The sequence below is a fragment of the Pseudomonas sp. MF09150 genome (assembly GCF_059862355.1).
Genome location: NZ_JCBCUS010000001.1, coordinates 354,594 through 369,086 on the forward strand (window position 1 = coordinate 354,594; position 14,493 = coordinate 369,086).

At 62.3% G+C, this 14,493-nt stretch carries 14 protein-coding genes; 10 read left to right on the forward strand and 4 right to left on the reverse strand.

Going from position 1 to position 14,493, the window contains the following annotated elements:
• The first annotated feature begins 326 nt into the window (after nucleotides 1-326).
• The 8 genes from AC19YX_RS01505 (at nucleotide 327) to AC19YX_RS01540 (ending at nucleotide 7,732) form a co-directional block, all read left to right on the forward strand.
• The gene (locus AC19YX_RS01505) at nucleotides 327-842 is read left to right on the forward strand and encodes a sugar dehydrogenase complex small subunit (protein WP_078472191.1); all 516 of its coding nucleotides are present in this window, start codon (nucleotides 327-329) and stop codon (nucleotides 840-842) included.
• A gap of 41 nt (nucleotides 843-883) precedes the next feature.
• Nucleotides 884-2,539 carry a GMC family oxidoreductase gene (locus AC19YX_RS01510; protein ID WP_201130843.1) on the forward strand — a complete coding sequence of 552 codons (1,656 nt, stop codon included), beginning with the start codon at nucleotides 884-886 and terminating at the stop codon, nucleotides 2,537-2,539.
• A gap of 2 nt (nucleotides 2,540-2,541) precedes the next feature.
• Nucleotides 2,542-4,011, forward strand: a complete 1,470-nt coding sequence (locus AC19YX_RS01515) for a c-type cytochrome (RefSeq protein WP_500605502.1) — start codon at nucleotides 2,542-2,544, stop codon at nucleotides 4,009-4,011.
• Between the two features lie 321 nt (nucleotides 4,012-4,332).
• On the forward strand, nucleotides 4,333-5,478 hold the full coding sequence (locus AC19YX_RS01520) for an amine dehydrogenase large subunit (RefSeq protein ID WP_078472188.1): 1,146 nt from the start codon (nucleotides 4,333-4,335) through the stop codon (nucleotides 5,476-5,478).
• Nucleotides 5,479-5,505: 27 nt separating this feature from the next.
• Entirely contained in the window at nucleotides 5,506-6,045 is a 540-nt protein-coding gene (locus tag AC19YX_RS01525) for a MauE/DoxX family redox-associated membrane protein (RefSeq protein ID WP_078472187.1), read from the forward strand.
• 3 nt (nucleotides 6,046-6,048) lie between these two features.
• Nucleotides 6,049-6,660, forward strand: a complete 612-nt coding sequence (gene mauD / locus AC19YX_RS01530) for a methylamine dehydrogenase accessory protein MauD (RefSeq protein ID WP_078472286.1) — start codon at nucleotides 6,049-6,051, stop codon at nucleotides 6,658-6,660.
• 15 nt (nucleotides 6,661-6,675) lie between these two features.
• Nucleotides 6,676-7,197 carry a methylamine dehydrogenase light chain gene (locus AC19YX_RS01535; protein WP_020298098.1) on the forward strand — a complete coding sequence of 174 codons (522 nt, stop codon included), beginning with the start codon at nucleotides 6,676-6,678 and terminating at the stop codon, nucleotides 7,195-7,197.
• A 13-nt stretch (nucleotides 7,198-7,210) separates the two neighbouring features.
• Complete coding sequence (locus AC19YX_RS01540) at nucleotides 7,211-7,732, forward strand: cytochrome c family protein (RefSeq protein WP_201130839.1); 522 nt, start codon at nucleotides 7,211-7,213, stop codon at nucleotides 7,730-7,732.
• Between the two features lie 369 nt (nucleotides 7,733-8,101).
• Here AC19YX_RS01540 and AC19YX_RS01545 read toward each other — a convergent pair whose 3' ends face one another.
• From AC19YX_RS01545 to paaY, 4 genes are all read right to left on the reverse strand, one after another.
• A complete protein-coding gene (locus tag AC19YX_RS01545; protein WP_500605503.1) occupies nucleotides 8,102-9,592 on the reverse strand; it encodes an aldehyde dehydrogenase family protein in 1,491 nt (496 codons plus the stop codon).
• A gap of 323 nt (nucleotides 9,593-9,915) precedes the next feature.
• On the reverse strand, nucleotides 9,916-10,830 hold the full coding sequence (gene feaR, locus AC19YX_RS01550) for a transcriptional regulator FeaR (RefSeq protein ID WP_078472185.1): 915 nt from the start codon (nucleotides 10,828-10,830) through the stop codon (nucleotides 9,916-9,918).
• Nucleotides 10,831-10,927: 97 nt separating this feature from the next.
• On the reverse strand, nucleotides 10,928-11,851 hold the full coding sequence (gene paaX / locus AC19YX_RS01555; RefSeq protein WP_201130837.1) for a phenylacetic acid degradation operon negative regulatory protein PaaX: 924 nt from the start codon (nucleotides 11,849-11,851) through the stop codon (nucleotides 10,928-10,930).
• Between the two features lie 63 nt (nucleotides 11,852-11,914).
• A complete protein-coding gene (gene paaY / locus AC19YX_RS01560) occupies nucleotides 11,915-12,508 on the reverse strand; it encodes a phenylacetic acid degradation protein PaaY (protein WP_421546924.1) in 594 nt (197 codons plus the stop codon).
• A gap of 369 nt (nucleotides 12,509-12,877) precedes the next feature.
• Between paaY and paaF the strand changes: the two genes are divergently transcribed.
• Entirely contained in the window at nucleotides 12,878-13,651 is a 774-nt protein-coding gene (gene paaF, locus AC19YX_RS01565; protein ID WP_078472182.1) for a 2,3-dehydroadipyl-CoA hydratase PaaF, read from the forward strand.
• Between the two features lie 50 nt (nucleotides 13,652-13,701).
• Nucleotides 13,702-14,493 (forward strand): 2-(1,2-epoxy-1,2-dihydrophenyl)acetyl-CoA isomerase PaaG, encoded by a 792-nt coding sequence (gene paaG, locus AC19YX_RS01570; RefSeq protein WP_201132172.1) that lies wholly within the window; start codon nucleotides 13,702-13,704, stop codon nucleotides 14,491-14,493.

Below are 14,493 nucleotides of genomic sequence, written 5' to 3' on the forward strand. Positions count from 1 at the left end.
CCGCCACTCACCGACCGCATAACGCCATCTTTTAATCCATATAAAATCACGAGCAACCAGCAAGTCACCACTTATATAGTCACACTCAAAATACAAGTGACATCAAACTAACATTTATCCTTCTGCAAAAACTCAAAACCATAAAAATCCAACAGCGCTGGCGACGATCATTAATGCAGCAAGACCACGTCAAGGTCAAAACATATAAACAAGCTCTTATTTAAACTTTTAGTAGCTTTAACAACACGCGCAGTTTATTCGTGTTAAAAACCAAGACCTATCACACCAACACTATCTTTTAACTGACATCACTCAACGGGCTCTCTATGTCCTTTACTCGACGCCGTTTTATGCTCGCAAGTTCAGCCTGCCTGTTAGTCAGCGCCCCACTCTTTTTGCCGACAGGTATCGCGCAGGCCGCCGGGCTGAGAACCACAGCAACAGCCTTGAATGGCTTTTTGGAGCTTTCACGAGCGCTGACCGGACATGCCGACCTCAATCCCATCACCAGCGCCCGGATCCTGGCTGCGCTGGAAAATCAGGACAGCCACTTCGAGCATCATGTCGGCGCGCTGAGCAACCTGCTGCGCCCGGACCAATCCGCCCAGCAATTGCTGGTGACGGCCAGCGATGCGGGTTTGCGCGTCCCAGCGCTGACGATTGTCACAGCCTGGTACACCGGGACTATCGGCCGGGACGCGCAAGCGGTCAGCGTGTCTTTTTACGACGCCTTGATGTTTCGGCCCACCCTGGATGCCTGCAACGTACCCAGTTATTGCCAGCACGGCCCCCAGGGCTGGGTTCACCCGCCACCGGCCGTTGGTGTTTCAGCACCGGTCTGATTGCCCCTTCTTTTATGCACGCGCCGTGAGCAAATAGCCTAATGAACAGTCCTATTAAAAAAACCAACGGCGATATTGAGGCCGATGTGGTTATTGTGGGCTCCGGAGTAGTGGGAGCCATGATCGCCGATCAACTGGCACGACAAGGACATTCAGTATTGATCCTGGAAGCCGGCCCCATTATTGAACGAGCTCAAGTCGTGGAGAACTTTCGCAACCTGCCCTTCGATCACCGCCTGATTGACAAACCCGACTACCAAACTATTTATCCGCAAACGCCCTATGCACTCGCGCCCTTATATTTCCCGGACAACAACTACATCAGCCTGAGTGGTCCCGACAGCAATAGCTTCAAGCAATATTACTTGCGTGCCGTAGGCGGCACGACTTGGCATTGGGCCGGTTCGAACTGGCGCCATCTGCCGGTGGACTTTGTCTTGAACAGCACCTACGGCGTGGGTCGCGACTGGCCGATTTCCTACGATGAACTCGAACCCTATTACTGTCGCGCCGAAGAAGAGATGGGAATATCGGGGCCTCACGATCCTGCCCTGCAATCCCCCTCGCAGCGCAGTCGTCCCTATCTGTTCGACATGATACCCAGGGGCTACGCCGACAATTATGTGGCCAGTGTGGTGAACCCCCACGGCTATCACTTTGTTCCCGTACCCCAAGCACGCAGTGTCACGCCCTGGGAGGGGCGTCCGGCCTGTTGTGGCAGTAACAACTGCCAACCGATTTGCCCGATCGGCGCCATGTACGCCGGTATTCAACATGTGCAGAAAGCCGAACGAAATGGCGCCCTGGTGCTGGCCGAGTCGGTGGCCTACAAAATCGATACCGATCAGAACAACAAGGTCACGGCGGTGCATTGGTACGACGCCAAGCGCCAGTCACATCGCGCCAGCGGCACGGTGTTCGTACTGGCCTGCAATGCGATAGAGACACCTCGCCTGCTGCTACAGGCCGCCAATCCGGCCAACCCCAATGGCATCGCCAACTCCTCGGACCAGGTGGGCCGCAACATGATGGACCACACCGGCTTCTACTGTTCGTTCCTGGCCGACAAACCGATCTGGGGCGGTCGCGGCCCTCAGGAAAACAGCAGCATGGTCGGCATGCGCGATAGCCCGACTCGCGCGGATCACTCCAGCTTCAGCTTTATTTTCGATAACCGCTCACGGGTGCCCAATGCCACCCAGCAAGCCCTGGACATGGGGTTGGTCGGCGTCGAGCTGGATGAAGAAATCCGCCGGCGCGTGGCATTCGGCATCTACATCACGGTGATGATGGAGCCCCTGCCTGACGCCAATAACCGCCTGACCCTGAGCAATACCCGTTTTGATGGGCTAGGTCTGGCCTGCCCGGACATCCACTACGACACCGGCGACTATGTCCGCCGCGGCGCGGTGGCGGCACGTGAACGGCTGCGGCATCTGAGCGGGTTGTTTAACGGAGTCGAATTCCACACCAGCCCCTTCAACGGCAACAACCACCTGATGGGGTCGACCATCATGGGCGACGACCCGAAAACCTCGGTGGTCGACGGTGACTGTCGTGCCCATGACCATGCCAACCTCTGGTTGCCGGGCGGCTCTGCAATGCCTTCGGGAAGCGTGGTCAACAGCACCTTGACCATGGTGGCTTTAGGATTGAAGGCTGCGGATTCGATTTCCAGCTCCTTGGCGGGTAACTGATGATGACCGGCCTTCTACGCTCATCGAATGACCTGCGGCGATTGTGCCGACGGGTAAACAGCACCGCGCTGCTCCTGCTGCTGGGGCTCATGCTCCCCGCAGCCCAGGCCAAGGACGCCTCGGCGCTCGCCTTGTCGAAAAAAATTGAAGAGGGCCACTATCTGGCCCGGGCTGCCGACTGCACGGCTTGTCATACCCGCCCCGGGAGCAACCTCGAGTTTGCCGGGGGCTACCCCATCATCTCGCCGCTGGGCGTCATCTACTCGAGCAACATCACCCCCTCCAAAATCGCCGGCATCGGCAACTACAGCGAAGCCCAGTTTGCCAATGCCTTGCGCAACGGCATCCGCGCCGATGGAGCGCATCTGTACCCGGCCATGCCCTACACCTCATACAGCCAGCTAAAAGATGAGGACATCCACTCGCTGTACCTCTACTTCATGCACGGGGTGGTGGCGGTTGACAATGTGCCGCCGCAGACCGCGTTGCCCTTTCCCTTCAACATCCGCAGTTCAATGCTGGGGTGGAACCTGCTGTTTCTCAAGAAAGGGCCCTTCATCGATAACCCGGACCATAGCGAGGCGATCAATCGTGGCGCGTACCTGAGCCAGACCCTGGCGCATTGCAGCGTGTGTCACACCCCGCGCAATGTGCTGATGGCCGAACAAGACGACAAACTCTTTACCGGGGCGGCGTTGGCTGGCTGGCACGCGCCCAACATTACCTCCGACCCTGTCAGCGGCATTGGCGGTTGGAGCGATGCCGAACTGGTGAGCTATTTGCAGACGGGCGTCGCCCAAGGCAAGGCCCGCGCCGGCGGCGGCATGGCCGAGGTGGTGGAAGACAGCCTGCAATACCTCAAGACAGAGGACATCAGTGCCATCGTGTCTTACCTGCGCACCATCCCGCCCATCCGCTCGGCCCAGGACCGCAAAAGCGCCTTCAGCTTCGGCCAGCCCAGCAGCAGTGAGGCGACGTTACGCGGCCTGTCAGCCATCAATGCCAGTGACAGCCTCAACAACGGCGCCGCGTTGTTCAGCAGCAACTGCTCCAGCTGCCACCAACCCGATGGCCGTGGAAGCAACAACCAGGCCTTTCCGCCGCTGTTCAACTCCAGCACTACCGGAGGCAGTCACAAGGGTGAAGCCAATAACCTGGTGGCGACCATCCTGTTTGGCGTTGATCGTAACGTGGGCGGGACCCAGGTATTCATGCCCGGGTTCGGGACGCAATCAGCGGTCAATGCCCTGAGCGATCAACAGATCGCGTTGATCGCCAACCACGTGTCCCGGGAGTTTGGCGACCCGACCCTGCAAATCAGCGCCGAGCAAGTCGCCCTGATCCGCGCCGGTGGAGCACCACCGTTACTGGCCAGGGTCCAGCCCTATCTCGCGCTGCTGTTGATCGGGGCTCTGATGCTGCTGGGGCTGGTATCTGTCGTGCTGTATCGACGTCGCCGTCGCCCGTATTAGCGCCTGCGCTTAACAGCACACCCGGGCTGCGCTCGGTAACCAGCCTGCTCACGCCCGCGAAGCCACGGCCTCGCGGGCTTTTTTCTGTCAGCCCTTCTGATGTTCGGCGCCAAGCACGCCAAAGGCGATTCAGACCGCACAGTGTGTTTGCCGATTCCGCGACAGCCTCGCCTGTTTTCTCCCGCCATTCAGCGTGGCACTGGCACACAAGTGATTGGCAGCCACAACAACTCTCTCCCTGAATGGCTAAGGCAGACTGGGCCTGCAGACCCCTGCCCCTGCATGCACGATCCGCAGCCTAATAATTCAGGGAGCCCCCCGATGCGAATAAACAGGATCCTCTTTCACTCAACCCTGGCCCTGGGCATCTGCCTGGGCGGGTTGCCCGCCTGGGCCGATTTGCCCGCCGACACCATCGGCCAGGTCACCCTGGCGGTGCCACCCGAGCCGCACCGAGCCTACGTGGTGGATGTGGAGTTCGAAAACTTCGTTACCGGCCGGGTCACGGTGATCGACGCGGACGCCAAGCGCATGCTCGGCATGGTCAGCACCGGATTTGCCGCCCCGGCCACCCTGAGCCCGGACCAGAAATACCTCTACAGCGCCGACGCCTTCTACTCACGCGGCACCCGCGGCACCCGCACCGACGTATTAACGGCCTGGAACACCTCGACCCTGTCCCCCGACTGGGAAGTGGTGATCCCCTCCAAGCGCGCGTCGATCCTGACCCAGCGCTATGCCCTTGGGGTCAGTTCCGACAGCCGCTTTGCCTACGTCTATAACTTCACCCCTGCAACCTCGGTCACCGTGGTCGACACCCAAAGCAGGAGCGTGGCCAGCGAAATCGCCATCAGCGGTTGTGTGCTCAGCTACCCGGTGGGCAAACGCAGCTTCGCCTCGTTGTGTGGCGATGGGCAATTGCAGGTGGTCAAGCTCAATGAGCAAGGCCAGGAAGCCTCCCGCAGCCAGACGCCGTTTTTCGACCCCAATAAAGAGAAGCTCAACGAACGCGGAATCGCCGTAGGCGACATCTATTACTTCACCAGCACCACCGGCACCGTGCGCGGCGTGGACTTTTCCGGCGACACGCCCAAGTTCCTTCCCGCCTGGTCCCTGGTCGACGCCAAGGAACAACAGGCCGGCTGGGCACCTGGCGGCTGGCAGCTGCTGGCAGTGGCGCCCAGGCTCAATCGTCTGTACGCGATCATGCATGCCGATCACCAGGCCATGAAGTGGGAAGACCCGAGCCCCTATATCTGGGTGTTCGACCTGAAGACCGGCAAGAAGATCGGCACCCTCGAAGCACCGAACCCGGTCTGGAGCCTGCACGCCACCCAGGATGAAAAGCCCCTACTGATCGGCACCAACGTCAGCGGCGGCCTGGAAATCTTCGACCTCAAGAGCGGCAAGTTCAACGGGACGATGGACAAGATCGCCAAGACCCCGATCCAGGTCCTGAGCCACTAACCCGCGTTCCACTCCAGGAGGCTCCCCATGCAACCTGATCCACTTTTCACCTTGACCGGGGCCCTGTGCACGGCGGTGATTCTGGCCAGCGCCGCGACCCATAAAGTCCGTGCACCGGCCCGCTTCAGTGCCCAACTGCAAGCCTATCAACTGCTGCCCAGTGCCCTGGTGCGCCCGGTTGCCCGCGGTCTGCCATGGCTGGAACTGGCCCTGGCCTTCGCCCTGCTGCTGCCGCTCAGCCGCACTGGCGCCGCAATGGCGGCGGCGGCCTTGCTGGCGCTGTACGCCACCGCGATGGCCATCAACCTCTGGCGCGGGCGCAAGGACATTGATTGCGGCTGCGCCGGGCCGCACCAGCGCCAGCCGATCCGCCCGCTGCTGCTGATCCGCAACGGCCTGCTGGTCGCCGTGGCACTGCTTGCCGCCTGGCAGCCCGAGAGCCGTGCGCTGGGCCTGTTCGACGCCTTCGTGGTGCTCGCCGCCAGCGCGGTGGCGTTACTGATTTATGCCGCAGCCGATGGCCTTCTGGCCAACAGCCCAGGTCTTCTCAAATTGATTGGAAGGTGAATGATGCAAGCTCTGATTGTTTCCAACGTATTGCTCTGGTGCCTGCTGATTGCCCTGGCGTTCGCCGTGATGGGGCTGGTGCGGCAGATCGGTATTCTGCATGGCCGCATCGCGCCGGCCGGTGCGTTGATGCTGGACAAGGGCGTGGCGGTCAACGAGCCGGCGCCGAAAGTCACCGCCGCCGACCGTGACGGGCGTCCGGTGAACTTCGGTTATGCCGGCGACAAGGGCCAACTGCTGTTTTTCCTGTCGCCGACCTGCCCGATCTGCAAGTCGCTGCTGCCGGCCATCAAATCCATTGCCAGGGAACAGGCCGAGCGCCTGGAGGTGATCTATGTCAGCGATGGCGACCTGGAGGCCCAGCGCAAGCTGATCACCGAGTTCAAGCTCGAAGGCGCGCGCTATGTGGTCGGCCCGGAAGTCGGCATGACCTACCAGATCGGCAAGTTGCCCTACGCGGCCCTGATCGACAGCAGCGGCACCTTGCGCGCCAAGGGCCTGGTCAACTCCCGCGAGCACCTGGACAGCCTGTTCGAAGTCGAGCATCTGGGCAGCGCGACACTGCAGGACTACCTGCACCGCGACCACGTCCACACGCACGCGCCACAACAATAAGCCAAGGAGTCCTCCATGAAATTACTCGACCTTCTGTTCGAGCGCTCCACCCGGCGGGTCGCCGACACCACTTCACGGCGCAAGCTGCTGTCGCGCCTGGGCTCGCTGATGGTGGTGGGCGCCGCCCTGCCCCTGCTTCTGCCGATCGACCGCACCTCCAAGGCCCTGGCCGCCGAAGCACCGAAAGCCGGCGACCCGGGCGACCCCACCAGTTGCGACTACTGGCGCTACTGCTCGATCGACGGTTTTCTCTGCAGTTGCTGCGGCGGCACCGTGACCGCCTGCCCGCCGGGGGCCGAAGTCTCGCAAATCACCTGGATCGGCACCTGCCGCAACCCGGGGGATGGCAAGGACTACATCATTTCCTACAACGATTGCTGCGGAAAACACAGCTGCGCCCAGTGCGCCTGCACCCGCAACGACAGCGAGGAACCGCTGTACCGCCCGTTCAACAACAACGACGTGAACTGGTGCCTGGGCGCCAAGTCCCACGTCTACAACTGCACCATCGCGGTCATCCGCGGCGTGGCGGTCTAAGGTGGGCGGCGCCTTGCGCACCCGGTTGCTGCTCGGACTGCTGTGCCTGATCGCCGCCCCGCTGGCCCTGGCCCGGGCCATTCCCGACCCGCAGCAACGGCCGGCGCCCGGCAACGAGCGGCCCCAGGTGCCCATCGCCGAGGCTGGCTACAGCACAGCGGTCAACTATCAGTTGCAATGCGCCGGCTGCCACCAGGCCAGCGGCCAGGGCTCCCCGGCCAATGACACGCCGCGCATGCGCGGCTTTGTCGGCAACTTTCTCAAAGTCGCCGGCGGCCGGGAGTTTCTGGTCCGGGTCCCCGGCATCTCCCAATCCGCCCTCAACAACGCGCAACTGGCAGACATGCTGAACTGGCTGCTGACCCGCGACGGCATGGCCGGTGACAGCCTGCCGCAACAGGTCCAGCCCTACACGGCCGAAGAAGTCAGCGCGATCCGCAGCGTCTCCATCCTCAACCTGCCCGACACCCGGTCCGGGCTGATCAAGGCGATGCAGGCGCAGGGGATTGTGATCGAGGACGGGATGCCGCGTTAGGCAGTGGGCACGTCCGGGCGATAAGCGGCGTCAGACAGGAGCGAAAGCGACACGGCCATTGCCCCAGTGATGCGGCAAGGGCCTGGTCAGGAAGGCAGCGCACAGACCCTGTCCATTCAGCAGCAGCCCCGGCAAACGGGGCTGCTGTTGTTCACTTAAACGACAGCATTAGCAGAAAGACATCTGTGGCGAGGGAGCTTGCTCCCGCTAGGCCAGGCTGGCCCTTCAGCGTGGAGCATCCTCAAACATGGGACTGCTACGCACCGGAGCGCCGGCCGGTCCAGCGGGAGCAAGCTCCCTCGCACACGTACAGTGTTCATCCTCAGATGGACGGCATCAGGCTTACGGGGCTGGCTGTTGCCTCAAGGCTCAATGAGCAATGCACACCGATTTCAACTCGGTATAGGCCTCGATCACCGCGCGCCCGAATTCACGGCCCATCCCCGACTGCTTGACCCCGCCGAACGGCATGTTCGGGTCCAGCAGCACGTGGGCATTGACCCACACCGTACCGGCCTGGATCCGTGGCACCAGGTTCATGGCCTTGGTCAGGTCGTTGGTCCACAGGCTGGCCGCCAGGCCGTAAGGGCTGTCGTTGGCCATGGCGATGGCGCTGTCTTCGTCGTCGAACGGGATCACCGACAGCACCGGGCCGAACACCTCCTCATGGGCCACGGCCATGCTGTGGTCAACGTCCGCCAGCACCGTTGGCTGCACGAAAAATCCGTCCAGGTTCAGCGCCTCGCCGCCTGCCACCAGGCGCGCGCCCTGCTCCCTTGCCAGCTCGATATGCTTGAGCACGCTCTGTTGCTGCTTGCGCGAGACCAGCGGGTTGATCGCTGCCGAAGGGTCCATGCCGGCGCCGATACTCATCCCGGCCACCGCCGCCGCCAGGCCGTCGACAAACGCCTGATAACGCGAACGCTGCACATAGAAACGCGACGCGGCGGCGCATACCTGCCCCTGGTTCAGCAGGCCACCAAGCAGCGCGCCCTGGATCGCCTTGGGAATGTCGGCGTCGGCCAGCACGATCATCGGGTTCTTGCCCCCCAGTTCCAGGGCGAAACGGGTCATGTTCTGCAACGCCGCCACGCCCACGCCTTTGCCGACTTCGGTGGAGCCGGTGAACGACACCTTGCTGATCAGCGGGTGCGACGCCAGGGCATTGCCCACCGTGCTGCCGCGCCCGGTGACCACGTTGAATACCCCGGCGGGAATCCCGGCCTCGAATGCCAGCTCAGCCAGGCGCAAGGCGGTCAGCGGCGTCTCGCTGGCGGGCTTGATCACCACCGTGCAGCCACAGGCCAGGGCCGGCATCAGCTTCCAGGCGCTGATCATCAACGGGAAATTCCACGGCACAATGCCCGCCACCACGCCTACTGGTTCACGTCGGGCAAAGGCGGTGAAGCGCGTGCCTTCGGGAATCGGGATCGACACATCCAGGGTCTGGCCTTCGATCTTGGTTGCCCAGCCGGACATGTAGCGCATGAACTCCACCGTGGCGCCGACATCGAGCATCCGCGCGATGTTGATCGACTTGCCCTGGCTGAGGGTTTCCAACTGGGCCAGCTCCTCGGCGTGCTGCTCCACCAGCGCAGTGAAGCTCAACAGAATCCGCTCGCGATCAGCCGGGCGCAGACCAGACCAGATGCCGGAGGTGTAGGCCCGGTGAGCCGAGGCCACGGCCTGATCGAGGACCTCCAGCCCGACATCCGCTACCCGGGCAATCTCCTGGCCGGTGGCCGGGTTCAGGACCGGCGTGGTCGGGCCGTCGTCGAGGTGCCAGCGGCCGTCGATAAAACAACCATGCTGGCGCTGTAGAAACGCGCTGACCTGGGGCAGAACTTCAACCTTGCTCATGCAGACTCCTGATAAGGAACGGCCTTGCGGCCCGTGGTGAGAGAGATCGAAGTGTTGCTGCTGGGAAACCAGCGGGGTTTGCTTTGTATGCCAGACGTATTGGTGAGGCTGCCAGGCTGTATCAATAGGAGCCCTGTTGCCACTGTCGAAGGTGGCGCTGGCCGGCATGGGCATCGAGGGTGTTCCCGGCCGATCCGGGTGTTGGCAGCGGCTACAGGATTGCGCTGTAGCCGCTGCCGCCAGGCTACGCTGGCCGGCATGAACGCCGTAGGTGCTTCAGACAGATCAAGGGTGCTCGTGAACTCCGCCAGCGGCGGCGGGGCTCAGGCGTAACGCTTGCGGTATTCGCCGGGGGACACGCCGAACCGCGCCTTGAACGCGGTGGAAAAATGGCTGGAATCGCTGAAGCCCCAGGAATACCCCAGCGCCGACAGCTTCTGTTCCGCCCCGGGCTGACGCAGTGATTCGGCGCAAAAATCCAGGCGCCGGTTCTTGATGTACTGCGCCACCACCAGGCCTTTCTTGGCGAACAGCCGGTACAGCCCACGCACCGAAACCCCCACCTCGCGAGCCAGCCACTCGGGGCACAACTCCTCGCAACGAATATGCTCGTCAATAAAGGCAAAGCTCTTGCACAAGATGCGTTGGTGCGGGTCGACGCTGTCTTCGCTGGCGCTGATGGCCGGTCGCAGCAGGCTGATCATCGCGTCCAGGGTCGCTTCGCTTTCCACCTGATTGAGTTGCGGCTGGCAGGTGGTTTCGAGAATCAGCCGATGGGAGAGCATGGCGATCGGCGAAGTCGCCGGGATCCGCCGCCCGCACTGGACCTGGTTGAAGCGCAAGGCTTGCTCCACCTGTTGGTGGGGCAAGATCAGCGACAACTGGCGCGAGTTGTCGCTGTAGGTGAAATCACTGGGGCGTGACGCATCGATCAAGGTGATATCGCCCGCAGAAAGCTTGACCCGGCTATCGCCCTGGGCCATGCCGGCCGTGCCTTCCAACTGGAACACTGCGAAATACTTGTTGCCCTCATTGGCCGCCACCTCGCGCGCAGTGCGGTACAGGCGCGCCTGGCAGGCATCGACGAAACTGAGCTTGAGCGCCCCGCTTCGGAACTCGCGGATTGCACCGGAAAACGCCGGCCCCAGGGCCTGGGCATCGAAGGCACCGCAGATCTGGTTGATCTGGTTCAGCCACTGATCAAACCCTTCACGCTGTTGTGCGTTGCACGCTCTCATGTCGAACCTCACCAGGCATTATTTTTATTCTGCCCGGCCGTCTGTGGCGACCGGGATGACGGCTGTTCTCCTGAACGCTCCTGCTCCGTGGTTCTGCTTACTTCAACCCGCCAAAACGCCGATAAAAACTTTCCCCGACATCCGGCAGCGGCCCATCGGCATTTTCCAGGGCATGGTTCAGCCACTCCTCGGCCCGGGCATAGATCAGTCGATAGATGTTGCGGCACAACTGACGCGCCGCCCGGCCTTCCCAGTCGCCGGGAAGCAACTCATCCGGCAACTGCGGGTCGCGCAGCAGCAACTTGCGGTATTCATGAATAAGCAGGAGACGAGCCAGGAAACAATCCGCCGGCTGCAGTTGCTCCTGCTCGCGAAGCGCCTGCCAGAGCGGTCGGAACAGCTGGATGAACTCGCTGTAGTGCGCCGCCAGCTCGTCGATGTTCCAACTCTCGCGCACCTGCAGGCGCAAGGCTTTGGAGGCCATTACATCCTGGGCGGTGGTTTCAAAGACGATGGTGTCTTCCTGCACCCCCAGGTCGAGCAGCGTGGCGTTGATGTCGGCGCGATCACTGCGGGGGCAAGCCAGCACCACCGGCGAGATCGCACCAAATCCTTGCCACTCCAATTCTTCGCGCACCTGCTTGCGCTTGTCCTGATTGAGCTGGGACAGCATCACCAGGCTCCAGGAGCCGTCCCAGGCCGGCACACTGGCGTTGTAGACCCGCTTGAAGGCCTTGTCGAAACGGCGGCGACCCGTGCCGGTCAGGCTGTAATAACTGCGGCGCCCGACCTTTTCTGCGGTCAGCCAACCTTCCTTGCTCAAGCGGAAGATCGAGGTGCGGATCAGCCGCTCATTGATGCCGATCGGCTCCAGCAATTGAATCAGGCTGCCCAGCCACACCGTACCGCCGTGGGGTTCGATGGCGTCGCCGTACAGGGTAATGATCAGCGAGCTGGCGCGAATCGGCGTCTGCTCCTGGAAACGAGTAATAAGTTGATTCAAAGGTGCGAGGGACGACATGGGCGTACCGAGAAAAAAGGAATAAATATACCGGGTTTCATAACGCTCGACCCGGCTGCGGCATTATTGCGCACCTTTGGTTCGAAAGCCGCTGTCGCTGTGACGAGGACGATCGGTTTCGGGCGCGGCCAGGGGCTCGCAGACCTGCATGTTCTCCAGGCAACGCCGGGTCAGCACCTGATATTCGCGGGTTCCGGCCTGCTTCCAGGCCACTTCGTCGTCACTCAGGCGGCGCTTGACGCTGGCCGGCGTGCCCAGCACCAGCGACTGCTCCGGGCATTCGAACCCGGCCCGGACGAAGGCGGCGGCGGACACAAACGAACGCGGCCCGATGCGGGCGTTATCCATCACCACCGCATTCATCCCGACCAGCACATCGGCGCCGATCCGGCAGCCGTGCAACACCGCGCCATGACCAATGTGCCCGTTGCGCTCGACCACCGTGTCGCTGTCGGGAAAGCCATGCATCACACAGGTGTCCTGCAGGTTGGCACCCTCTTCCAGCACGATCCGGCCGAAATCGCCGCGCAAACTGGCCAGCGGCCCGACATAACAATGAGGCCCGATAATCACATCGCCGATCAGCACGGCGGACGGATGCACATAGGCGCTGGGATCGACCACCGGGGTCAGGCCATCGAGGCTGTAGCAGGTCATGAAACACTCCTGATAAGGCGCTGCAGGAAGCACTGCGCAAAGCGATGCCGTAATGGCTGCACTTTGTATCACATCGTTTTAATCGAACAAAGCGATTAAAAGCGTATCGCTTCACGATCAAGACACAAGGCAGCCCTGCGCCGAACAACAAACACGCTTTAAAACCAATGAAACAGGGGTTAAAAGAATCAAAAACACCCGTTGATCTGTAGCAATTGGCCATCCAACGACAAGCAATAAGACACATTAAATCAATTTTAATATTGCATTCGTGTATCGCATTTGCGATATACTCGGCGAAAACCGGCGTCCCAGCCGATCCAATAATGAGCCGGCCCCAGGCCGAGCGTGCACCCGAGGGCATCCGCCATGCCTCAAACCCTTGCCGTCGAATGCTTCGAGCACGGCGTACGCCTGATTACCCTGCAACGCCCCCAGGCCTTGAACGCCCTGACCACCGAGTTGCTGGCGGAACTGGCCAGCGCCCTGGCCGAGGCTGAAGCCGACCCCGATGCCCGAGCGGTGGTCCTGACCGGCAGCGCCAGAGCGTTCGCCGCCGGCGCCGACATCAAGGAAATGGCCGAGCGCGACCTGGTGGGCATCCTCAATGACCCGCGCCAGGCGTCGTGGCACGCCATCACCCGCTTCAGCAAACCACTGATCGCCGCCGTCAACGGTTTCGCCCTGGGCGGTGGCTGCGAACTGGCGATGCACGCCGACATCATTATTGCCGGCGAAGACGCCCGCTTCGGCCAGCCGGAAATCAACCTCGGGATCATGCCCGGCGCCGGCGGCACCCAACGCCTGTTGCGCGCTGTCGGCAAGTCTGTGGCCATGCAAATGGTCCTTGGCGGCGAATCGATCGACGCCCGCCACGCCCTGCGCGCCGGCCTGGTGAGCGAAGTCACCCAGCCCGAATTCACCGTCGAGCGCGCCCTGCAACTGGCTACGCTGATTGCTGGCAAAGCCCCGCTGGCAGTGCGCCTGGCCAAGGAGGCGCTGCTCAAGGCCATGGACACCGACCTCGCCACGGGCCTGCGCTTCGAACGCCAGGCCTTCACCCTGCTGGCCGGCACCCGTGACCGCGACGAAGGCATACGCGCCTTCCAGGACAAGCGCCCGGCGCACTTCAGCGGGCAATGACCCGGCCCAGGCCCCCTTATTCGAACGACCTCGCAGAGAGCGCCATGACCATGAACTTCGAACACATCCTGTTTTCCATCGAGGCCGGCGTCGCCCTGCTCAGCCTCAACCGCCCCGAGCAACTCAACAGCTTCAACGCGCAGATGCACGGTGAAGTCAAACAGGCGCTGAAGCTGCTGCGCAATGACCCGCAAGTCCGGGTGCTGCTGCTGACCGGCGAAGGCCGTGGCTTCTGCGCCGGCCAAGACCTCAGCGACCGCAACGTAGCGCCCGGCAGTGCCGTGCCGGACCTGGGCGAATCCATCGAGAAGTTCTACAACCCGCTGATCCGCCAACTGCGCGATCTGCCGCTGCCGGTGATCTGCGCGGTCAACGGTGTCGCAGCAGGGGCCGGGGCCAATATCCCGCTGGCCTGTGACCTGGTCCTGGCGGCGCGCTCGGCGAGCTTTATCCAGGCGTTCTGCAAGATCGGCCTGATTCCCGACTCCGGCGGCACCTGGACCCTGCCACGCCTGGTCGGCATGGCCCGAGCCAAGGCCCTGGCGCTGCTGGGCAATCGCCTGAGCGCCGAACAAGCCGAGCAATGGGGGCTGATCTACCGCTGCGTCGACGATGCCGATCTGCGCGACGAAGCCTTGAAGCTGGCGCGGCACCTGGCGACCCAGCCGACCTACGGCCTGGCCCTGATCAAGCGCAGCCTCAACGCCAGCCTGCACAACAGCTTCGACGAGCAACTGGAGCTGGAAAAAGACCTGCAACGCCTGGCCGGGCGCAGCGAGGATTACCGCGAAGGCGTCAGTGCCTTTATGGAAAAACGCACACCGACCTTCAAGGGCCGCTGA